Source organism: Actinokineospora terrae, assembly GCF_900111175.1.
In the GTDB taxonomy this organism is placed as follows: domain Bacteria; phylum Actinomycetota; class Actinomycetes; order Mycobacteriales; family Pseudonocardiaceae; genus Actinokineospora; species Actinokineospora terrae.
Map to the genome: position 1 here is coordinate 65,321 of NZ_FOGI01000018.1, position 21,071 is coordinate 86,391.

18 protein-coding genes and 1 tRNA gene are annotated in these 21,071 nt (G+C 71.0%); 12 read left to right on the plus strand and 7 right to left on the minus strand.

Annotated features, from left to right (window positions below; translation table 11 throughout):
- Positions 1-2: 2 nt before the first annotated feature.
- Positions 3-854, minus strand: a complete 852-nt coding sequence (locus BMY07_RS31455; protein ID WP_092786608.1) for a LysR family transcriptional regulator — start codon at positions 852-854, stop codon at positions 3-5.
- Between the two features lie 70 nt (positions 855-924).
- Between BMY07_RS31455 and BMY07_RS31460 the strand changes: the two genes are divergently transcribed.
- A complete protein-coding gene (locus BMY07_RS31460; RefSeq protein ID WP_177215908.1) occupies positions 925-1,599 on the plus strand; it encodes an SDR family oxidoreductase in 675 nt (224 codons plus the stop codon).
- Positions 1,600-2,004: 405 nt separating this feature from the next.
- Here the strand turns inward: BMY07_RS31460 and BMY07_RS31465 are convergent, their stop codons facing one another.
- The 5 genes from BMY07_RS31465 to BMY07_RS33970 all read right to left on the minus strand — a co-directional run bounded on the left by BMY07_RS31465 (position 2,005) and on the right by BMY07_RS33970 (position 6,005).
- A complete protein-coding gene (locus BMY07_RS31465; protein WP_092786612.1) occupies positions 2,005-2,403 on the minus strand; it encodes a PPOX class F420-dependent oxidoreductase in 399 nt (132 codons plus the stop codon).
- Positions 2,396-3,217 carry an arylamine N-acetyltransferase family protein gene (locus BMY07_RS31470; RefSeq protein ID WP_177215909.1) on the minus strand — a complete coding sequence of 274 codons (822 nt, stop codon included), beginning with the start codon at positions 3,215-3,217 and terminating at the stop codon, positions 2,396-2,398. The genes BMY07_RS31465 and BMY07_RS31470 overlap by 8 nt, the downstream gene beginning before the upstream one ends.
- Positions 3,218-3,450: 233 nt before the next feature.
- A complete protein-coding gene (locus BMY07_RS31475) occupies positions 3,451-5,595 on the minus strand; it encodes a TerD family protein (RefSeq protein WP_092786617.1) in 2,145 nt (714 codons plus the stop codon).
- 40 nt (positions 5,596-5,635) lie between these two features.
- Positions 5,636-5,708, minus strand: a tRNA-Arg gene (locus tag BMY07_RS31480).
- 99 nt (positions 5,709-5,807) lie between these two features.
- On the minus strand, positions 5,808-6,005 hold the full coding sequence (locus BMY07_RS33970) for a hypothetical protein (RefSeq protein WP_143073736.1): 198 nt from the start codon (positions 6,003-6,005) through the stop codon (positions 5,808-5,810).
- 376 nt (positions 6,006-6,381) lie between these two features.
- Between BMY07_RS33970 and BMY07_RS31485 the strand changes: the two genes are divergently transcribed.
- From BMY07_RS31485 to BMY07_RS31515, 7 genes are all read left to right on the plus strand, one after another.
- Entirely contained in the window at positions 6,382-7,617 is a 1,236-nt protein-coding gene (locus BMY07_RS31485) for an MFS transporter (protein WP_218150851.1), read from the plus strand.
- 8 nt (positions 7,618-7,625) lie between these two features.
- Complete coding sequence (locus BMY07_RS31490; RefSeq protein ID WP_218150852.1) at positions 7,626-8,477, plus strand: cupin-like domain-containing protein; 852 nt, start codon at positions 7,626-7,628, stop codon at positions 8,475-8,477.
- Positions 8,474-9,730 (plus strand): 8-amino-7-oxononanoate synthase family protein, encoded by a 1,257-nt coding sequence (locus BMY07_RS31495; RefSeq protein WP_092786619.1) that lies wholly within the window; start codon positions 8,474-8,476, stop codon positions 9,728-9,730. Before BMY07_RS31490 ends, BMY07_RS31495 begins: the two co-directional genes overlap by 4 nt.
- Positions 9,727-10,590 (plus strand): HpcH/HpaI aldolase/citrate lyase family protein, encoded by an 864-nt coding sequence (locus tag BMY07_RS31500; protein WP_092786621.1) that lies wholly within the window; start codon positions 9,727-9,729, stop codon positions 10,588-10,590. The genes BMY07_RS31495 and BMY07_RS31500 overlap by 4 nt, the downstream gene beginning before the upstream one ends.
- A complete protein-coding gene (locus BMY07_RS31505; RefSeq protein WP_092786623.1) occupies positions 10,587-11,498 on the plus strand; it encodes an acetaldehyde dehydrogenase (acetylating) in 912 nt (303 codons plus the stop codon). Before BMY07_RS31500 ends, BMY07_RS31505 begins: the two co-directional genes overlap by 4 nt.
- Entirely contained in the window at positions 11,495-12,499 is a 1,005-nt protein-coding gene (dmpG, locus tag BMY07_RS31510; protein WP_092786625.1) for a 4-hydroxy-2-oxovalerate aldolase, read from the plus strand. Before BMY07_RS31505 ends, dmpG begins: the two co-directional genes overlap by 4 nt.
- 342 nt (positions 12,500-12,841) lie before the next feature.
- Positions 12,842-13,765, plus strand: coding sequence for an ornithine cyclodeaminase family protein (locus BMY07_RS31515; RefSeq protein WP_092786627.1), 924 nt, complete (start codon positions 12,842-12,844; stop codon positions 13,763-13,765).
- On the opposite strand, the gene BMY07_RS31520 is transcribed toward BMY07_RS31515, so the two are convergent.
- On the minus strand, positions 13,762-14,253 hold the full coding sequence (locus tag BMY07_RS31520; RefSeq protein ID WP_092786629.1) for a MaoC family dehydratase: 492 nt from the start codon (positions 14,251-14,253) through the stop codon (positions 13,762-13,764). The two genes, BMY07_RS31515 and BMY07_RS31520, sit on opposite strands and share 4 nt — an antisense overlap.
- A 74-nt stretch (positions 14,254-14,327) precedes the next feature.
- Between BMY07_RS31520 and BMY07_RS31525 the strand changes: the two genes are divergently transcribed.
- The 4 genes from BMY07_RS31525 to BMY07_RS31540 all read left to right on the plus strand — a co-directional run bounded on the left by BMY07_RS31525 (position 14,328) and on the right by BMY07_RS31540 (position 20,901).
- Positions 14,328-15,662 carry a hypothetical protein gene (locus BMY07_RS31525; protein ID WP_092786631.1) on the plus strand — a complete coding sequence of 445 codons (1,335 nt, stop codon included), beginning with the start codon at positions 14,328-14,330 and terminating at the stop codon, positions 15,660-15,662.
- 151 nt (positions 15,663-15,813) lie between these two features.
- A complete protein-coding gene (locus BMY07_RS31530) occupies positions 15,814-17,271 on the plus strand; it encodes a trypsin-like peptidase domain-containing protein (protein ID WP_281245105.1) in 1,458 nt (485 codons plus the stop codon).
- Positions 17,261-19,480, plus strand: a complete 2,220-nt coding sequence (locus tag BMY07_RS31535; RefSeq protein ID WP_092786635.1) for a tetratricopeptide repeat protein — start codon at positions 17,261-17,263, stop codon at positions 19,478-19,480. The genes BMY07_RS31530 and BMY07_RS31535 overlap by 11 nt, the downstream gene beginning before the upstream one ends.
- A complete protein-coding gene (locus BMY07_RS31540; protein ID WP_092786637.1) occupies positions 19,477-20,901 on the plus strand; it encodes a VWA domain-containing protein in 1,425 nt (474 codons plus the stop codon). Before BMY07_RS31535 ends, BMY07_RS31540 begins: the two co-directional genes overlap by 4 nt.
- Positions 20,902-21,071 lie beyond the last annotated feature (170 nt).

Below are 21,071 nucleotides of genomic sequence, written 5' to 3' on the forward strand. Positions count from 1 at the left end.
GATCAGGCCGTCCGCGTGGATCGGTGTGGACCAGCCGATGGGGACGCGGTCACGGCGGCTTGGACGAGGGCGGCCAGGGAGCGTGAGCGTGCGTCGGGTGACCAGGCTATGACCAGGGTCGTGGTGGCCGCGTCGGTGACGGGGACGGTGGTCAGGTCGGTGCGCAGGTGGTGTCGGACGGAGGCGGGCAGCAGGGCGACCGTGCGGCCCAGGGAGATGAGCTGCATCAGTTGGGCGGCGTCGCGGACCAGTGGGCCGCCGTTGGGTGGGGAGCCCGGCCAGTAGGGAAGTTGTTCGCCGCTGAGGTCGGACATGGTGATGGACTCGCGGTCCGCCAGGCGGTGGGTGCGGGGCAGCACCGCGACATCGGGCTCGGTCAGCAACTCCTCGTAGGCCAACCCATCCGCGTCCTCGTGGGGTAGCCGCAGCAGGGCCGCGTCCGCCTCGCCCGAGCGCAGCAGCACCCCTTGCTCGCCGATGCCGCCGATCCGCACCTCCACCTCGACCGCCGCCGGATCGGCCGCGAACTGGGCGAGGATCTTCTCCAGCAGGTCGCCGTCGATGTTCGCCTTCATCGCCAGCACCAGCCCCGGATCGCCCGCGCGCTGCGCGCGTCGCCCCGCCGCGGTCAGCGCCGCCAAGGCGCGCTTTCCCTCGTACAGCAACACTTCGCCAGCCGCGGTCAACGCCACCGAGCGGCTCGTGCGGGTGAGCAGGGTGACGCCCAAGCGCCGCTCCAGCTGCTGGATGGTGCGCGACAGGGGTGGTTGCGCGATGCCCAGCCTGGTCGCCGCTCGACCGAAGTTGAGCTCCTCGGCGACCGCGACGAAGTACGTCAGCTCCCGCGAATCCATACCTGTAGGGTATCAATTCCGACCCAACGGGTCTTGGACGGCGCGCCCACCGGCGCCGACAGTGGAACGCATGACCACAGCACTGGTAACCGGGGCCAACAAGGGAATCGGCCTGGAGATCGTGAGGCAACTCGTCGATCGCGGCCTGACCGTGTACCTCGGTGCGCGCGACGTCGAGCGGGGTGAGAAGGCCGCCGCCGACACCGGCGCGCGGTTCCTCCAGTTGGACGTGACCGACCCGGCCTCGATCGAGCGGGCCGCCGCCTGCCTCGACCGACTCGACATCCTCATCAACAACGCGGGCATCACCGGCGGCAGGATGAACGGCCCGGGGCACGCCGACCTCGCCGGCGTCCGGGATGTCTTCGACACCAACGTCTTCGGCGTCATCGCCGTCACCGACGCCATGCTCCCGCTGTTGCGCGCGTCCGCCCACGGCCGCATCGTCAACATGTCCAGCGGCGTCGGCTCGCTCGCGGGCATGGCGACCAGCCAGACACCGGACTCGCTCGCCTACGTCCCGTCCAAGACCGCCCTCAACGCCGTCACCGTCCTCTACGCCAAGGTCGAACCGGGCCTCCGCGTCAACGCGGCCTGCCCCGGCTACTGCGCCACCGACCTCAACAACCACGCAGGCCACCGCACCGCGACCCAAGGCGCCGCCATCGCCGTCCACCTGGGCACCCTCGACGACGACGGCCCGACAGGCGGCTTCTTCGACGACAACGGAGCCATCGCCTGGTAGCCGGCCTGTTTCGCGGTCGCGCTCACCGTCCCCGGTGGCCTGTTCGAAAGCCGGTCGCCGAGTACGACCACCAGGATCGCCGTCAGCGCCGGATCGGCCTTCACCTGCGCGAGGACCTCACGGCCGCCGATGTCGACCTCGCAGGGGCCTGGCGAGGTGACCGGGGCCGTTTGATCGTGCGGTGTACGAGGCGCCAGTGGTGGGTCGACGTGCTCGGTGCGGATCGCCCACGGTCTGACCGGCGGCGGGCACGGCACCGCGACCACCTACACCTACCCGAATCCCACCAACTACCCGCTCTGCGGCGACATGGGCGAGGTCGTCGACCTCGGCGGTGACGGCACGGGTTTCCTCACCCGGATCCCGTGCCGTCAGTCGAGACGGTCGGGCGCGCCGTGGGGGTGGTCAGCGGAAGCAGCGGACGTAGTCGGGGATCAGGTGGGCGACTACTCGGGTGCCTTCGGTGGGGTTGTGGGGGTAGGTGTCCTGGTCGAGGTACTTGCGGGCTATGGCGTCGACCACGTCGTGGTTGGTGTCGGGGGTGAACTCGATGTGGCCGCGGAGTTCGATGTAGCGGAGCTGGTTGTCGGGGAGTATCAGGCAGGCGGCGACGTGGGGGTCGCGGACGAGGTTGCGGTATTTCTGGCGCTTGTCGGTCAGGCTGATGAGCAGGTGGCCTTGGGTGGCGTCCCAGAGGTACCAGGTGGGGCTCACGTTGGGGCGGTGGTCGCGGGTGGTGGCGAGGAAGGCCAGGCCCTTGGCTTCGAGGATGTCGTGGTGGGACTCGGGGATCGGCTCAGGCATCGGTGTTCTCCAGGGACGGGAGGCGGTCCAGGGTGATGTCGAAGTGGTCGGCGTAGGCGCGGCGCAGGGCTTCGTCTGTGGTGAGGATCTGGGACGAGCGCTCGGTGCCCGCGGTCGATGTCAGGTGGTTGCCACGTAGGGTGATTCGGCCGTCGACCGTTAGGCGGGTGCAGAACAGGTTGGTGCGGAACGGGGAATCCGGCGCGGTCTCGAACCACCACAGCGCGGGCGCGAAGTCCGTCAGGGTCCGCGGCCGCGGGTCGATGCGCAGCATCGGTAGGCCATCGCGCAGCAGGTCGACGTCGCCGTAAGGGGCGTCGACGAACTCGTAGACGCCGTTCGGGTCGTTCTGGGGGCCGCGCACGTCCAGGCGCAGCGGGAACCGCGGGGCGTCGCGGCCGAAGCCGACGTCGACGAACCAGGGGTCGGGGCAGTCGACGCGGATCACGGTGTGCGCCAACGGGAAGTTGACCTTGCCGTCCACGAACACCTGGCTGCCCAGCAGGGTCGGCGCATAGCCGAGCGCGGTCAGCAGCGCCGGGAACGCCGACCCGTTGAGTTCCCGGCAGGTGCCGCCGCGACTGCCCACGGCGACCTTGGCCACCGCGGCGGCCCCGATCCGGATCGGCACGCCCAGGTGCACGTCGATGTTCTCGAACGGCACCGTGAGCAGGTGCCGTTCTTGCAGCGAGCGCAAGTACCCGGCGTCCGGCGCGTGCCCGCCGCCGGTCCCGATCCGGCGCAGGTACGCCTCGATCACGCTTGCGTCCACAGTGGATTCCAAGGCATCCCCCCAGAGCGTGGTTCCGCTCACGAGGTTACACCTTCTTGGTGGACCGGCAGGAGAGGGCGGGGACTGGATCCTTAAGAGGGAGAAGGAAGTTCCCGCATGGCCTGCCGGTGTGAGGAGAGGGAAGAGGCTGGATTCGTCCTGAGCGAGTGAGAAGGAAGCCTCTTCATAGCCTCACTGTGCGAGGAGAGAGCGCGGACTGGACCAGGAAAGGGTAGGAGGAAGCCCGCGCATGGCCTCACGGTGGAACATCTTACTCAGTGCGGCACCAGTTCGGACAACCGATCCAGTGTGATGAACGTCGACCCCTCGGGCAGGCCGTCAGGTCGGTGCAGGCCGATGAACGTCGCCGGCGAGTCGACCCGCAGGCCCGGGTGCCACGCAACGACGGAGCCCGCCTTGGCCGCGAGCATGTCGACCATGTGACCAACGGTCAGGTACTCGCGGTAGGCGATCGTGGCCGTGAGCGCGCTCGTCGTGAGGTTGTTGGCCTCCGTCCGGTTGAACCGCGGCGAACCGGTCAGGTACATGTGCAGCCAGGTCGCACTCCACTCCCCCGACTCGTCCCGGCCGAACATGACCGGTAGCGCTACCCGGCCCGTACCGCGCATGTCGGAGCGGGTACGAACCGTGCGCGGCTCGAACGGTGCACCTCCCTGGCTCTCGTCGCGCAGCATCCACCCGAACATCGACTCCGCGACCTGCGTGAAGTTCTCCCCGGAGTAGATGTGCACCTGCGGAACTACGTACTGGGCCGTGACCGCGTGCAGCGGGATGTCGATGAACTCGGTAGCACCATTCGGCGCCTCGGTGAGGTCGCCGGAATAGACAGCGCCATCGCCGTGGTAGTTCGTCCACGACACGTGGTCCACGTACTCGAAGTTCTCATCCAGCAGCAAAGCGGACAGGTCGAAGTCAGTCCGCTCCTTAGCCTGACGCCAGTAGGTGAAGAACCGCAGCAGGCCACCCTCGATCGGCATCCGAGTACCGCGCGGAAGCACACCGAAACCGCCAGCGGTCGCCTTACCCGACAACGGCAGGGCTACCGACAGCACATCCGGGTCGACCACCAGTCGCGAGTACGCCGGAACGCGCGACGCCAACTCGGCATCGAACATGCCTGTAGCAGCGCGCATCACCTCCGGCGACAGTCGCGGCCGTGTGTCCGACGCGATCCAGGGACGACCAGCGCGGTTGACGAACACCCGCGCGGGATCACGCCGTGCCCGGTTGCGCAGGTGCTCGCGCATCGAACACAGCACCCGGCCCGACACCGACCCCAGCACGGACCCCGCGGCAGCCATGACCTCGTCGACCTGGTCGCCCGAGGCGTCACGCAGGAGCCGGTCCAGCGAACGGACCAGCAGGCCGGGGGCCGTCGTGAGCACCCGCGCGGCCGCACTCATCTCGCCGTCCGCCATCGCCAGCTCAGCCCGCGCGGCCAGCGTCCGCACAACCCGCTCACCACGGGCCACCGCGAACACGTCCTGGGCGTTGGGGAAGGCCGGGTACTCGTGCGGGTGCAGCCGCTCGCCGAGCCGCTTGAACCGGCCCGAGTAGCGGTTGACGTCGCCGAGCTTGCTCGCGCTCACCTGGTCCAACGCCGCCATCAGCACGCGGCGCTCACTGCGGCGGAACCCGCGGAACCGGGTCGACTCGACCAGCGTCACGTCACCGCCGCTGGCCTGGCACGCGACCCGCAGCACGTCGACCACGGTGTCGATGGCCACCAACGGGAGACCTGCCGCCAACCGGGCCGCGTTCACCGCCGCGCGGTTCTCCCGCACCGGCATCGACTCGGGCACCAGGTCCACGCGCAGCGCGGCGAGGTCGGCGAGCAGGACCAGGTCCGAGGCCGCCAACGGCGTGGTGGACCCGGCCAGCGCGAGGTAGGTCGAGGTGACCTCCTCGTCCAACCCGCCACCGAGGTGGACGACGGTCACGCGGTCCTTGATCGAGGGCGCCAGCTCGTCGTGCTCGGCGAGCATCTGGGCGTAGGTGTGCTGGACGCGGCCGTAGGTCGAGAACGCGAGCAGGTTGATCGCGCCGAGGCCGAGCCGCGACTTGCGCCACTCCTCCCCCGAGGCCGTGCGCAGCATCTGCCGCCAGAACTCGTAGGTCGCGGGCACGCCCTGGGGGAAGGCGCGGAAGTACGGGTTGTGCTCGACCTGGTCGCCCACGAGCTCGCGGACGGCACCGAGCACCTCGATCGCCAGGTCAACGGCCACCGGCCTGGCCAGCGTCGCGACGTGCTCGATCAGCTCGCCCGCCGCCTTGAACCCCGCGCTCATCAGCGCGACGTCGAGCTGGCGGGCCACGGAGACGCTGTCGCCCGCCGGGCCGTCCACCCGCGGGACGCGCAGGTTGCGCTGGGTGAGGCGAGTGCGCGTGCTGCCGATCATTGTTGTCCTCATGCTGTTTCGGTGGGCGTGTTCGCAACGGCGCTCCTACCAGGACTCGAACCTGGGATCTCCGCGTTCGTAGCGCGGCGCTCTCTCCACTGAGCCATAGGAGCCGGGATCATTAAGGGAACCACTAGGGGTGTCCGGAATGGGAAAAGCCACCCTGGCCGGACTCCCGGCGGGGTGGCTCCTGGTGTGCCGACCTTGTCAGATCACCGTAAGAGTCCGCGCCCGCCCGGCGTCCGATATCCGGGCACCAGGCACCCGCCGCGCCTGCGGCGGTGGATGGCGGTGCTCGGCATGTCCGACTCCTGGGGTGCTGGGGTGTCGGCGTCATCGTCACCCAGGGCGACCAGCGGCGTCAACGGATATCCAGTGCGCCCCAGGTCGTAGGTTGCGACCTGGCGCACACCCCTAACGGCGGTCACCGTGGGTGCGATGACCACCCTGGCGAGCGCGCGGCGACCGGCCGGCGAACGGAAAGGGAATGGACGTGGACGAGACCGGACTTTTCCCGTCGAAATCGGTTTCGCGACCCCGCCGGAAACCCCCGGTGCGGGCGAGCCGGATTGGGCCGTTCAGCCGCAGTCGTGGTCGCGTTCGGCGGAATTGACACCTGGTGATGGCCCACCTAACATGGCCAATCGCCGCCTGGAGCCGGGTTCGGGGGTGACGGGGGCGCGGGTGCGCATTTCGGCGGGGACCACGGTTCGACGGTATTCTCCGATGCGGGTATTTCCGTCCGCAATCACATTCCACGGGCTCAATCACAGCGACAGGAGCATTGTGTCAGGGTCCGCTAAATCCGGGTTCGGGGCGTATCCGCGGCTGCTGCGGGAGCCGGGCGCGCTCAGCCTGGGCCTGTACGGGGTGGTGGGCCGGTTCCCGATCGCGATGCGGTCGCTGGGCTGCCTGCTGCTGGTGGCCGCGATCAGCGGGTCGCTGGCCGGTGCGGGCGTGGTCGCCGCGGCGATGCTGGTGTCGCAGGGGCTGGCCAGCCCGGTCCTCGGCAGGCTCGCCGACCGCGTCGGCCAGCGGAAGGTGCTGCTGACCACCTGCCTGGTGCACGCGGTCGCGCTGAGCACCCTGGTCATCGCCATCGTCCTGGGCGCCCCGCTGCCGCTGCTGGTGGTCGCCGCGATCGCCACGGGCTGCGCGTCGGTGTCGTTCACCTCGTTCATGCGGGCGCGCTGGGCCGCGCTGGTCGACCAGAGCACGCTGCGCACCGCGTACGCGCTGGAGTCGGTGCTCGACGAGACGATCTTCCTGCTCGGTCCGCTGCTGGTCACGGTCCTGGCGACCGCCGTGCACCCGGCCGCCGGGCTCGTCGCCTGCGTCGCGTTCACCACGGTCGGCTCGATCGCGGTCGCCGCGCACACCCGGTCCGAGCCGGTGGTCGAGCCGGTGCACGAGGGCGGCGGGCAGCGGGCGATCGCGGTGACCGGCGTCCAGGTGCTGATGGTCGCCTACGCCGGGATGGGGTTCCTGCTCGGCGCGGTGGACGTGACGATGGTGGCGTTCGCCCGCGAACAGGGGACGCCCGGCCTCGGCGGGGTATTCCTCTCCCTGACGGCCGTGGGCAGCCTCGCCGCGGGCGCGGTGTTCGGGGCGGTCGACTGGAAGCTGCCCCAGGAGCGGCTGCTGGTGGCCACGAGCACGGTGCTGGCCGTCGGCGCGGTCCCGTTGGCGTTCGCGGGCTCGTCGCCGGTGATGGCCGGACTGGCCGTGGTCGCCGGGATCGCGATCGCGCCCGGCCTGATCGCGGGCAGCACGCTGCTGGAGGCGCTGGCCCCCAAGGGTTCGCTGTCGGAGGGGTTCTCCTGGCTCTCCAGCGCGGGCGCGCTGGGCATCGCCCTGGGCACCGGGGTGGGCGGCTGGCTCGCGGAGTCCGGTGGGTTCGACGCGGCGGCCTGGGCCGCGGTGGGTGGCGCGGTCGTCGCGGTGGTGCTCAGCGCCACCGGGCAGCCCGCGTTGCGCAGGAGGAGACCGGTGGAACCGGGAATGGCGGCACGAGAACAGTGAGGGATGCAGTGAGCACAGAACCGGTCGAGCTGGGGGGCCTGCCGGTCCCCAGGATGGACTTCGAGGAGTTCCTCGCCTTCGGGCGCGAGGCGCTGATCCGCGCCGACGTCCCGGTGGTCATCAACCTGCCGGAGGGCATCAGGGGCCTGGGCCGCGACGGCGTCGCCGAGCGCCTCGGCCAGATGCGGGTGACCCTGTTCACCGAGCCGAGCGACAAGCAGAACTCGAAGCGCTGGACCACCAAGGAGATCCAGCTCAGCGAGTTCTTCGCCGACGAGCGGTACCTGACCGACCCGGGCACGTGGAACCGGATCGTGTCCAACATCCGCAACAACCCGGCCGACGTCAACGCCATCCTCGGCTTCGACGCCGAGGAGCTGTTCGACTACCAGCGCTCGCTCAACGCCGCCAACCTGTGGATCAGCCACAAGGGCGTGTTCACCCAGAGCCACTTCGACGAGCTGGAGAACTTCAACATCGCGCTGCAGGGCCGCAAGCGGTTCGTGCTGGCCCCGCCCGGGTTCTGGGAGTACTACCCGCGCTCGATCCGGCAGGGCTTCGGCGACAAGTCGCAGGCGTTCGACTTCGACAACGTCGACCCGCGCCGCTTCCCCCGGCTGGTGGACAAGCTCGCCGAGCGCCGCGAGCTGATCCTGGAGCCGGGTCAGATGCTGTACCTGCCGCTGGGGTGGTGGCACCAGGCGGAGTCGCTGGAGGACATGAACATCAACATGAACTTCTGGCTCAAGGACACCAAGATCTTCCGCCGCCCGTACGTGCTCGGTGTCGCGCTCTACACGGCCGCGTTCCGCAAGCTCAAGGGCGTCTACAACTACCAGCCCGCCGAGAGCGCGTCATGACCGACCTCAGCGATGTCGCCGCGCGCAAGGTGATCACCCCGACGCACCGCTACCGCAACAACGACAAGGCCGTAGGAGTCGGTAACGCCTTCTGGGACCGCTCGGAGCAAGAGGGTGTGGCCGGGATCGTCGCCGAGTTGGACAACGGTGTCCTACGCACGGCGGACGGCCACGAGTTCGTCAACTTCACCTGCTGCTCTTACCTCGACCTCGACTCCCACACCGACGTGATCGAGGGCGCCGTTACCGCGCTTCGCCGGTTCGGGGTGCTCGACCACTGCATCCCGCGTAGCCGCGTGCAGATCCCGGCACTGCTAGAGCTGGAGTCGTCGCTGGGTGAGCTGTGGGGCGGCGACGTCATCACCGCGATCTCCGCGGGCGTGGCCAGCGCGGGCCTCTTACCGCTCATCGCGTCCGGGCACCTGGGCAACGGGGTCAGACCGGTCATGGCATTCGACAAGAACTGCCACGTGTCGATGGCGGGCGCGAAGCCCTCTTGCGCTGACGAGACCGAGGTACTCACCGCGCCGCACCACGACGTCGACTACCTAGAGGACCTGTGCCGTCAGTACGAGCGGGTCTGCTACGTCGTCGACGGCGCTGACAGCCTTGGCGGGTACGCACCGGTGCAAGAGCTGGCGGTACTGCAAGACAAGTACGGCATGCTCGTCTACTACGACGACTCGCACTCCGTGTCCGCCTACGGCGAGCGCGGCATGGGCTACATCCGCGCGCACAACCCGATCCGCGACGAACGCACCATCACCGTGGCGACGCTGAACAAGGCGTTCGGTACTAGTGGCGCGGCGATCGTGCTCGACGGCTATGGCAAGCACGCGCATAGAGTGATCGAGCGGTTCGCGGGCGCGTTGTGCTACTCGCAGCCGATGAACACCGCCGCCGTCGGAGCCTCGCTGGCCTCCGCCGAGATCCACCGCGGCCCGGAACTGATCGCGCTGCAGGACCGGCTCAACACCAACATCGCCCTGTTCGACTCGCTGATCAGCACCGAGCAGGCCGGGACCAGCTACCCGATCCGGGTCGTGCCGATGCCCGACGACGCGGTGATCGACGCGGGCCGCACGGTCTACGAGGCCGGGTTCTACGTCTCGCCGGTGTTCTTCCCGATCGTCGCGCGCGGTACCGCCGGTCTGCGGGTCATGCTGCGCGCGGGCCAGACCGAGGCGCAGATCCGGCGGCTGGGCGAGGTGCTGGTCGAGGTGGGTGCCCCAGCGGCAGAGGTGTCCCCGTGACTGCCCGGGCCATCCCGCGCAGCATCCTCTACACCCCCGCGCTGTCGCTGGAGCGGGTGGTCAAGGCGTGGTCCTACGACGCGGACGTGCACCTGATCGACCTGGAGGACGCGGTCCCGCCGCAGGAGAAGGCGTCGGCCAGGGTGGTGTGCCGGGCGGCGCTGGAGCAGGCGCCGCGCCCGGAGAACACCGCGGTGCGGGTCAACCAGCTCGGCACGCTCGCCGCCGTGCACGACCTGGTCCTGCTCGCCGAGTCGCCGGTCAAGCCCGGGTTCGTCGTGATGACCATGGTCGAGTCGGCGGTCGAGGTGGCCCTGCTGCGGTCCACGCTGGCCGAGGCGGGCGCTCACCCGCAGGTCTACGTCACGGTCGAGACGGTCGCGGCGCTGCGGGCCATGGACGCGATCGCGGCGGCAGCGGACGGGCTGGTGCTCGGCTCCGCCGACCTGGCCGCGACGCTCGGCGTGCCGATCACCTGGGCCGGGCTGCTCGCCGCGCGCCAGGAGATGGCGCTGGCCTGCGCCCGGCACGGCAGCGGCTGCGTGGACACGGCCAACTTCCGCCTCGGTGAGCCCGACGTGCTCGCCGAGGAGATCGCCCGCGTCGGTGAGCTGGGCTTCCACGGCAAGGCGACCGTGCACCCCAGCGAGCTGGACGCGATCAACACCGCGCTGCGGCCCGACCCGGAGCAGGTGCGGGCCGCGCGCCGGGTCACCGACGCGGTCAACGCCGCCGAGGGCGGTATCGCCGTGCTGGACGGGAACATGGTCGGCCCCCCGTTCGCGCGCCTGGCCCGCGCCACCGTCGCGCTGGGCGACGCCTGGTCCGAGCGGTTCGGCCGGAACGGAGGGACACCATGACCGTCTCCGAGCTCGGGCTGGCGGGTCGCATCAGGGTGGGGGTGATCGGCACCGGTGCGATCGGGCAGGACCTGGTCAGCAAGCTGCACCGCTCCCCCGTGCTGGAGTGCGCGCTCGTCATCGGCCGCAACGCCGCGTCCGAGGGTTTGGCGTACGCGGCGCGGTTGGGGTACCCGGTCAGCGACGGCGGCATCGATGCGGTGCTGGCGGCCGACCGGCCGTTCGACGTGCTGTTCGACGCCACCAGTGCCGCCGCACACGCAGAGCACTGGCGGCTGCTGGCGGACGTGCCGACGCTGCTGGTCGACCTGACGCCGAGCAAGATCGGGCAGATGGTCGTGCCGACGGTGACCGGCGTGGGTGGGGTGACCGGCCGGGACGTGAGCCTGATCAGCTGCGGCGGCCAGGCGTCCATCCCGGTCGCGCACGCGCTGGCCGAGCGGTTCGCGGTCGACTACATCGAGGTCGTGTCCACAGTGGCCAGCACGATCGCGGGCCGAGCGACGCGGCTCAACCTCGACGAGTACGTGGCCACGACCCAGCACGCGGTCACCACGTTCACCGACGTCGCCGAGACCAAGGCGATCCTCAACATCAGCCCGGCGGTGCCGCCCGCGACGTTCCGCACCGCGGTGCACGCGGTGATCCCCGGGGCGGACGTGGCCGGGGTGCGGGCCGTGGTGGACGAGGTCGCCGCGCGGGTGCGGGCGTTCGCGCCCGGGTACCGGGTGACAGCGTGCTCGGTGGCGGGCGAGCGGGTCGTGGTGTCGGTGGAGGTCACCGCGACCAGCGACGTGCTGCCGCCGTACGCGGGCAACCTCGACATCATCAACTCGGCCGCCATCCTGGTCGCCGAGCAACACGCGGCCCGGCTGAGCCCGGCCGCGGGAACAGGGGCCCGGGCATGACACCGGTGGTGGTCCACGACCCGACGTTGCGCGACGGCCAGCACGCGGTGCGCCACCAGCTCGGGGTCGCCGCACTGCGCGGGTACGCCGAGGCCGCGGACGCCGCCGGGGTACCTGTTGTGGAGGTCGGGCACGGCAACGGCCTCGGTGCGTCGTCCATGCAGGTCGGGCGCGCGGCGGTCAGCGACGACCTCATGTTGTCGACGGTGCGGGAGGCGTTGCGCCGCAGCAAGATGGGCGTGTTCATGTTGCCCGGCTGGGGCACGTCGAGCGATCTGCGCAAGGCTATTGCGCACGGGGCGGACGTCATCCGCATCGGTGTCCACTGCACGGAGACCTCGCTGGCCGAACGGCACCTGGGCTGGCTCGCCGAGCAGGGCGCCGAGGGGCACTGCGTGCTGATGATGAGCCACATGGCCTCCGCGGCCGAGCTGGCATCGCACGCCGCCGCCGCGGTGGGCTACGGTGCTCGCGCGGTCGGGTTGATGGACTCGGCGGGGTTCTTCCTGCCACAGGACGTGACCTCGCGCATCGGTGCGATCGTGGCGGCTGTCGACGTGCCGGTGATCTTCCACGGTCACAACAACCTGGGCATGGCGGTCGCGAACTCGGTGGCCGCGGCGCAGGCCGGGGCGCGGATCATCGACGGGTGCGCGCGGGGGTTCGGTGCGGGCGCGGGCAACACGCAGCTCGAGGTGCTGGTGCCGGTGCTGGAGCGGACCGGGTTCAGCACCGGGATCGACCTCTACGGCCTGCTGGACGCGGCCGACTTCGCCGAACGCGAACTGATGCCCGCCCCGCCGACCACCGGCACCCTCAGCATCGTCAGCGGTCTGGCGGGCGTCTTCTCCGGCTTCAAACACCAGGTCCTCGACGCCTCGACCCGAGCAGGAGTCGACCCCCGCGACGTCTTCTTCGAACTCGGCCGCCGCCAAGCCATCGCAGGCCAGGAAGACCTCATCGTCGACGTGGTCGCCGAACTGGGCCGGACCGCGGTCTGATGCGGCCCCTCTCGCACCACACAGCCCCCTTAACGCCGATCCGGCCCCCAACCCCACCCAGACCCCTTACACCACAACAACCTCTTACCCCACCGAACCCGCTTCGCGCGCGCAGTCCCGACCCTGCCCAGCCCCCACCCACTCCGGGGGGCGTCCCAGTGCCAGTCTATCGGCACCCCCCGACAGTCGATCTTGAAAATAGCCCCGACAAGATCCAGATGTGGACAACTTCTGTCGCTGGACCGGGTGAAAGTCGGCAGGGGTCGGATGGTGACGCGCCTGGTCGGCAGGGGTGGACGGCCGTGAGACAGGGGAAGTCGTGAGCAAGGGCGAGGTGGGTTGATGCGGGTCATCGGGGCGGCGGAGATGGTCGGGGTTGAGGTGCGGGTGGTCGACGCGCTGGCGGAGGTGTTTGGGGATCTCGCGGCGGGGAGGGTCACGTCTCCGCCGCGGACGGTTGTGGGGCACGGGGCGGATCGGCAGTTGTTGGCGGGGACGGCGATCTGGGAGCGGCGGGGGGTGGGGAGCGTCAAGATCACCACGTTGACGCCCGACAACCCCGGGCGCGGGCTGCCGTTGATCCACGGGGTGGTCGTGGTGACCGACCTGGTGACCGGGCAGGTGACCGCGCTGCTGGACGGAGCCGAGTTGACCGCCGTGCGCACGGGCGCCGTGGCGGCGTTGGCTACCAGGCTGTGCGCGCCCGCCGACGCCGAGGACCTGGCGATCATCGGCGCGGGCGTGCAGGGGCGGGCACTGGTGCGAGCCGTGTCCGCGGTGCGGCCGATCCGGTCGGTGCGGGTGTTCTCGCGGACCCGGGCGAAGACCGAGGAGTTCGCGGACTGGGTGCGGGCCGAGTTCGGGCACCGCGTCGAGGTCCACGACACCGCCGAGGCCGCCGTGGCCGATGCCGCGGTGATCTGCACGGCGACCTCGACCAGTGGCGCCGATCCGGTGGTGCGGGCCGAGTGGATCGCCCCGGGCGCGCACGTCAACATCATCGGCGGGACCGACGAGGAGGCCATCGAGGTCGGTCCGGCGTTGCTGGGCACCGCGCTGGTCGTCGTCGAGGAGCGGGACGCCGCGCTGGAGGACGCCGGGGAGGTGCGGGCCGCGATCGGGGCCGGTCTGATCGAGCCGGGTGACCTGGTGGAACTGGGCGCCCTCGTCACCGGCGGCCATGTCCCGGACGGCCGGACGACGGTGTTCCGCGGCGTCGGCATGGCCATCGAGGACACCGCCGCCGCGGCCGCCCTGACGTGCTAGCCCTGCTCGCGGCAGCGGACCAGGAAGGACCGCTCGAAGGTGATCACCGTCTCGCCGGTGGACTTGGTGCCGGTGGTCTCGACGGTGATGATCCCGTTGCCCGGCCGGGACTTCGACAGCCGCTTGGCCAGGATCCGGCTGGTGGCGTAGAGGGTGTCGCCGACGAACACCGGGTCCTTGAGCCGCACCTTGTCCCAGCCCAGGTTCGCCACCGCCCGCGCGGACAGCGCCTGCACGGTCATCCCGCCGACCAGGCACAGGGTGATGCCGCTGTTGACCAGCACCTGCCCGTACTCGGCCTTCGCACCGTAGGCGGTGTCGAAGTGCAACGGGTGCTGGTTCATGGTGAGCAGCGTCAGCCAGGTGTTGTCGGTCTCGGAGATGGTGCGCCCGGGCCAGTGCCGGATCACCATGCCCGCGGTGAAGTCCTCGTAGTCGCCGCCGTGCTCCTCGACGAACTCGTTGTCCCCCACCTGGCGCAGCGTCATCGGTCTCCCTCTCGTCGGTTGCCAGAACCGTACCCCGCCGCCCTTAGTCCACAGTAGACCCCGAAGGAATCCCGATGTCCGGTAACCACCCGTGGTTCGGCGACCACCTCATCGCCCCGGCCGCCGCGCCCGCGACCATCCGCGACATGCTGCGGCACGAGATCCGCGACACCGGTTGGCCCTACCAGCCGCTGATGCCCGCCGCTCCCCTAGCCCTGCCGCGCGCGTCTTACGCCGAGCTCTACCGGGCAACGGTGGCGCTGATGGACCTGGTGCGTCGGGTAGCGCTAGAGACAGCGGACACGACGGCCGGTCGGTTAGCGGCTTACGGTATGCCCGACAGTGAGAACCAACTGTTCGTCGCGGACCAGTTCATCGAGGAGCGGTACGCGGACTGCGTGGTCCGGCCGGACGTGGTGATCGGGCCGGAAGGGCCGCGGTTCCTGGAGTTCAACGTCAGCGGCGCGCTGGGTGGCCCGGTCGAGACGCACAGCAGGCTGCTGGTGTGGCGGGCGCTGCACGGTGACGCCGACGGTCGGGTGCCGTTCGGGTTCCACTCGCCGTTCGCGGTGCGGGCGCGGATGTTCCAGGACCTGGCAGCCGAGTTGGGGGTGGCGCCGCGGGTCGCGTTGGTGGGTAGCGCGCTCGACCAGGGCATCGAGTCGACCCGGTACTTCGACATCGAGGCCGACTACTACGCGGCCCACGGTCTGCGCGCGCGGTTCTTCTCGCCAGAGGACCTGCACGAGGCGTGGGACTGCCCTGAGGCTCTTAGGTATCCGTTGGGGCTGCGCAACTTCACCATCCCGGACTGGGACGAGCTGGGCATCGACACCGCGCCGGTCCAGGCGGCGTTGGACAACGACGTGCTGCTGGTGGGCACGCAGACCTCGACGTTCCTGGCCAGCAAGCTGACCATGGGGCTGCTGTCGGAGGGTCGGCCGTGGATGAGCGCGGCCGAGCGGGCGCTGGTGGCGCGGTACCTGCCGTGGACGCGGGTGCTGTCGGACCGCAAGACCGCGGTGGAGGACCGGCCGGTGGACCTGGTGCGGTACGCGGTGGACAACCGGGAGCGGTTGGTGCTGAAGGAAGGGCTGGGGATGAGCGGCAGGCAGGTGCTCATCGGCTCGACCACCGATGCCGCCGAGTGGGAGACCGCCGTCGTCACCGCCGCCGCCACGGGCACCAGCATCGTCCAGGAGTTCATCACCCCCGCCACCTGCCGCACGACCCTGATCAGCGACGACGCCGACACCCCGCACGAGGTCGACATCGCCCCCGTCCTCGGCCCCCTCCTCTTCGGCGGCCGCCCCGCGGGCATCTTCACCCGCTTCTTCGCCGACGGCCGAGCAGGCATCGTCAGCGTCATGGGCAACAAAGCCGCCGACAACTGCGTGGTCTGGGTCTGATCTCAGCAGGCGGGGATCTGACCGTGGCGACCGATAGGCGAAACGGAACACTGGACCAGGCCCAGACGGACCCCTAGGGGCGTAGGCCGAACGAGTGGTCTGCTCGGATGGTCGTGAAGATCGACACCGCTGGTCCGTATCGTCGCCGGGGGTGTGGGCCGGTGCGGACAGTGGAGTCCCGGAGCCTTGGCGGGTCAAGGTCCGTGACGCCCGCGGTGATGCCGTGGGTGCGGGGATTGCCCTGGCGGGCGGGATGGTGCTCACGTGCGCGCATGTCGTGTCGGCCGCGGCGGGTACGGCCGAACAGACCGCCCCCGAGCAGCCGATCCGACTGACCTTCGACGCCATGCGAGGCGAGCCGGAGGCAACAGCCGTCGTGTTGCCGGACTGCTGGGCGCCGCAACGGGCTGACGGTAGCGCCGACATCGCCCTGCTCCGCCTCACCAGCCCGCCGCCGACCAACGTAAGTGCCATGTTGCTCCGCCTCGGCGTGCCGAGGAACCGCGAGGTGCGCGCATACGGCTACCCGCGCCAACACCCCGATGGCGTCTGGGGCGCGGCGGTGTTAGCGGGCTCGACCGGTCCTCACGGCGAATGGGTGCAACTCGACGCGCGGGTGCCGGGTCAGTTGGTGCGGCGGGGGTTCAGCGGCGCGGCGGTGATCGATGAGGAGACCGATGCCGTGGTGGGCATGGTCGTCACCGCGCACACCGACGATGGCGAGGGCCTTGCCTGCATGGTCCCGGTGCGGACGCTGGTGCGGTACGTGCCCGCGATCGCGGAGTGGGTCGGCTCCGAGCCCATCGCGCCCAGGATCGTGGTGTTCGGTGGACCTCGGCCGCCCGCCACCGACCTGACCAGGGTGGAGCTCGACGCCGCGCGCACTCCGGTCGAGCAGTTGGGCGAACAGCTCCGCGACGACGTCTCCCGCGCGCGGTCCGGTCCGACAGGCGAGTCGACCCCGGTCCGCGTGGCGATCACGAACGTCGACCGCGCGGAGCGACCCGACGCCGTGTTGCACCAGATCGTCAAGCCCCTGGCCGAGAGCGCCGAGGTGGAACTGCACTTCAGCGACGACCACTCCCCCGGCCTCGACCAGGCGCGGCAGTGGCTCGACGAGGAGATCGCGGCCAGGACCGCCGTGCTGGCCGAGCGGGTCGACGCGCTCGAACGGACCGAGCAGGCGCTGCTGCGCAGGCTGACCCAGATCGGCTCCGTCGTCGGACCACTGCCGCTGATCCGCCTGGCCGCAAGAGACCTGCGCCTGCGGCTGCGCGTGCTCGACGACGCGGTACCCGGGGTCGACGCGGCCAGGGTGCGCACCGCGTTGGCCTCGACCGAACGCAAGGCCGAGCGAGCCGAACTGGCAGCCACCGCGGCGGCGGCAGAGGTCGAGGCCCTCCAGACGCGCTACCGCGAGGCCAAAGACCTGCTGCGCGCCTACCACGCCCTGGCCGTCGACCACGAATTGCTCGAGGACGAGCGGCTTTCTGCCTTCCACCGCCCGGCCGCTGGCGCGATGGCGGCACGACCCTGTCAGATCGACGCGGCCGAGCCCTTGGTGTCGGCGTACGTCGTGGCCGTACGGAGGCAGATCCATGGTCGCTGAGCCCGCGGAGCCGCTCCTGCACTGCGGCGTCCCGGTGAGCCCGACCGGGTACTGCGACGAGTGCGGCCGCAAGGTGTCGCCCCGCACGGTCGTGCCGACCACCGACCGGCCCGCCTTCTGGGCCAGGGGTTCCAGCGCCACCCGCGAGGTCTCCGCGGTGCTGCCGCCCGCGCGCTCGGTGAACCCGGTCGACCGGCTGGGATCGGCGACGTCCTACCCGACCGACCGCCAGTTCTGCGGGAACCCGCGCTGCGGCAAGCCGGTCGGCCAGGGGTTCGCGGGCCAGCCGCCGCTGATGGAGGGCTTCTGCGGCTCGTGCCGGTTGGCGTTCTCCTTCACCCCCAAGCTGCACGCGGGTGACCTGGTCGAGGGTCGCTACGCGGTGCTCGGCACGATCGCCAGGGGCGGGCTGGGGTGGATCTACCTGGCCAGGGACACCCGGCTGGGCGACAACCACGTGGTGCTCAAGGGGGTGATCAACTCCAGCGACGTGCGGGCGCTCGAGCTCGCCGCGGTGGAGCGGGACACGCTCATCCGGCTCGACCACGAGAACATCGTGCGCATCGTCGACTTCGTCGGCCACCCCCGGCCCGACCGACCGGACGGCCCGGTCGACGAGTACATCGTCATGGAGTACCTCGCGGGCCGGACCCTGGCGGAGGTGGTGCTCGACCCGGCGGGGCTGCGGCTGGAGCACGTCCTGGCCTACGCCGAGCGGATCCTCGCCGCCATCGGCCACCTGCACGACACCGGGTTGCTCTACTGCGACATGTCCCCGTCGAACGTGATGCACACGGGCAGCACGGTGAAGGTGATCGACCTCGGCGCGACCCGACCGGTCGAGGACAAGGACACTCCGCCGGTCCACACGCGCGGGTTCAGCGTCGACGCCAACGAGATCAAGGTCCACGGCGTCACCGTCCGCTCCGACATCTACGCCATCGGCCAGACGCTGCGGGCGCTGCTCCAAGCCGTGCCTGCCGACCCGGACGGCGCCGAGAAGTCGTTGTCCCGGCTGCTCGACCGTGCGACCGCGGCCCACGGCGCCCGGTTCCCCTCCGTGGCCGCGATGCGTGAGCAGCTCGACGCGGTCGGCCGGGAGATCCGGTCGCTCCAGGACGGCTCCCAGCGGCCCGCCAGGTCGACCTGGTTCGCCGAGTCGGCCGACCTGCTCGACGGCGGCCTCGGTGTGGTGCCCGGCCTCGCGCAGTGGGCCCGGGGTGTGCCGGGCTTCGAGCCGACCCCGCCACCACTGGCCGAGATCGCCGTCCGCCTGCCCGCGCCCGCGATCGCCCAGGACGACCCAGCGGTCACGTTCCTGTCGGACCTGGTGGCCCTCGACCCCGGCGCGCTCCTGCGCAAGCTGGACCAGACCGGCGCCGCCACCCCGGAGATCGCCTTCTGCCGCGTGCGGGCGCACCTGCGCCGCCACGAGACCGAGCAGGCGTCGGCCGCGCTGAGCCGGGCCACCGACCTGCTCGGCGGGTCATCGGCGGACGACTGGCGAACGCACTGGCACACCGGCCTGATGTCGCTCGCGGAAGGCGACACCGGGGCGGCGCGAACCTCGTTCAACCAGGTCTACACGATGCTGCCCGGCGAGGACGCGCCGAAACTGGCACTGGCGCTGTGCTGCGAACACCTCGGCGCACAACACCTCGACGAGGCTTGGTGGCTGCACCACGTCGTGCTCAACCGCGACCACGCGCAAGCCAACGCCGCGTTCGGCCTAGCCCGGCTGGCACTGCGCGACCACGAGCGGGCGACCGCGATCAAGGTGCTCGACCAGGTGCCCCGGGTGTCGCGGCACCACGACGCGGCGAACGTCGCGGCGGTGCGGGTGCTGTCCGCGCGGTTGGGCGACCGCGACCCGACCCCGGCCGACCTCGCCGATGCCGCTGTCCGCGCGGTGGACCTGTTCGACGACGTGGACGACGGGGGCGAGTCGCGGGACCGGCTCACGCTCGTCGTGCTGCACGCGGCGTTCACCCACGTGCTGGCGGGCAGGGCGTTCCCGCTGCCCGACGACCAGGACCCGGCCCGCGCGGCCAAGATCGCCGACGTCCTGGGTGACCCGGTGGCCGAGTCCGGGCTGCGGGCCCGGATGGAGGACGCGTACCGGCGGCTGGCGAAGTGCTCCCGGCTCCGCCTCGAACACGGAACCCTGGTCGACCTGGCGAACACCGTGCGGGAGATGAGCAGGTGGTGACCCACGAGAACCCCGCGACCGACCGCGATCCGGGCGACCGGGTCGCGGTGGACCTGCGGGTCAGCCAGAACACCTACGTCTCGGCCGCCGATCCGGCGATGCCCGCGGTGATCACCGTGCGCGGCGCGGCCGGGCAGCCATCGGCGGCCTCGGCGGTGGTGTTGCTGATGGACTGCTCCGCGTCGATGGACTGGCCGCCCAGCAAGATCGCCGCCGCCCGGCAGGCCGCTGTCGCCGCGATCGACGCGCTGCGCGACGACGTGCTCTTCGCCGTGGTGCAGGGCACGGAGTCCGCGTCGATGGCCTACCCGGCCGAGACCCGCCTGGTGCCCGCGACCCCGGAGCACCGCTCGGCGGCCAAGTCGGCGGCCCGCAGGCTGGCCGCGGCGGGCGGCACCGCGATGGGCACGTGGCTGGCGCTGGCCCGCAAGCTGTTCGCGAGCCACCCCGACCACATCAGGCACGCGATCCTGCTGACCGACGGGCACAACCAGTCGGAGGCGGGCTGGGTGCTGCGCGCGGAGCTGGCCAAGTGCACCGGGCTGTTCACCTGCGACGCGCGCGGCATCGGCGACGACTGGGACCCGCTGGTGCTGCGCGAGATCACCACCGCGCTGCGCGGACGGGCCGATGCCGTGGTGGCCGAGGCCGACCTCGCCGCCGACTTCCGCCGGGTGATCGACGCCGCGACCGGCAAGGTGCTGCCCCAGCTGCGGCTGCGGATCACCACGATGCCGCACGCGACGGTGCGCGCGCTGCGGCAGAAGTCCCCCGACGACGTCGACCTGACCGGCGATCTCACGCGGTCCACCACGCGGGCGCTGGAGGTCGCCACCGGGGCGTGGGGCGCCGAGACCCGCGAGTTCCTGCTGAGCCTCGACCTCGACCCGGCGGGGCTCTCGGCCGCGGAAGAGGTCCAGGTGTGCCGGGTGGAGCTGCTCGGGGGTGACGGCGAGGTGGTCGCCGGTCCGGTGGCGGTGCTCGCCAGGCTCACCGCGGACGAGGTGCTGTCGAGCAGGCTGGACCCCAAGGTGCAGAGCCACCTGGTGCGCGACGAGCTGGGCGCGGCCATGACGGCGGGCTGGGACGCCCACGGCAGGGACGACACCGCCGAGGCCCAGCGGCACTGGGGCGAGGCGGTGCGCCTGGCCACCGAACTGGGCGACACCGAGGCGCTGCACCGCCTCCACCGCCTGGTCGAGGTCGACGACGCGACCACCGGCCGGGTCCGGCTCCGCCCGGACCTGCGTCCCCGCGACGCGTTCTCGGTCCTGCTCGGCGCCACGATCACCGGCGCTGATCCACCCCCTGCCGCACAACCCGCGCCGACCGGCCCGAACCTCACCTGCGGCACCTGCCAACGGGTATCCCCCGCGGGCACCACGGCTTGTCCTCAGTGCGGCACGAGGTTCGACCAGTGACCACATGGGCGCGCGTGTGGTGGCGGCAAGCGGCGCTGTTAGCACTGACCTTGGCCCTGTTGGTATGTGCGGTCGCCGCGGTGGGCGGAGCTAGAGGAGCGGTGCGGACGGCAGGGGCAACCGCAGCACCGGCGCTTCTAGAGGTCATGGCCGTGCGATCTGCGTTGGCA

Excerpts from the sequence above, each read along its gene's own strand:
- BMY07_RS31455 (WP_092786608.1), bottom strand. The coding sequence starts at position 854 with ATGGATTCGCGGGAGCTGACGTACTTCGTCGCGGTCGCCGAGGAGCTC.
- BMY07_RS31460 (WP_177215908.1), top strand. The coding sequence starts at position 925 with ATGACCACAGCACTGGTAACCGGGGCCAACAAGGGAATCGGCCTGGAG.
- BMY07_RS31465 (WP_092786612.1), bottom strand. The coding sequence starts at position 2,403 with ATGCCTGAGCCGATCCCCGAGTCCCACCACGACATCCTCGAAGCCAAG.
- BMY07_RS31475 (WP_092786617.1), bottom strand. The coding sequence starts at position 5,595 with ATGATCGGCAGCACGCGCACTCGCCTCACCCAGCGCAACCTGCGCGTC.
- BMY07_RS31495 (WP_092786619.1), top strand. The coding sequence starts at position 8,474 with ATGACCGACCTCAGCGATGTCGCCGCGCGCAAGGTGATCACCCCGACG.
- BMY07_RS31505 (WP_092786623.1), top strand. The coding sequence starts at position 10,587 with ATGACCGTCTCCGAGCTCGGGCTGGCGGGTCGCATCAGGGTGGGGGTG.
- dmpG (WP_092786625.1), top strand. The coding sequence starts at position 11,495 with ATGACACCGGTGGTGGTCCACGACCCGACGTTGCGCGACGGCCAGCAC.
- BMY07_RS31515 (WP_092786627.1), top strand. The coding sequence starts at position 12,842 with ATGCGGGTCATCGGGGCGGCGGAGATGGTCGGGGTTGAGGTGCGGGTG.
- BMY07_RS31520 (WP_092786629.1), bottom strand. The coding sequence starts at position 14,253 with ATGACGCTGCGCCAGGTGGGGGACAACGAGTTCGTCGAGGAGCACGGC.
- BMY07_RS31525 (WP_092786631.1), top strand. The coding sequence starts at position 14,328 with ATGTCCGGTAACCACCCGTGGTTCGGCGACCACCTCATCGCCCCGGCC.
- BMY07_RS31535 (WP_092786635.1), top strand. The coding sequence starts at position 17,261 with ATGGTCGCTGAGCCCGCGGAGCCGCTCCTGCACTGCGGCGTCCCGGTG.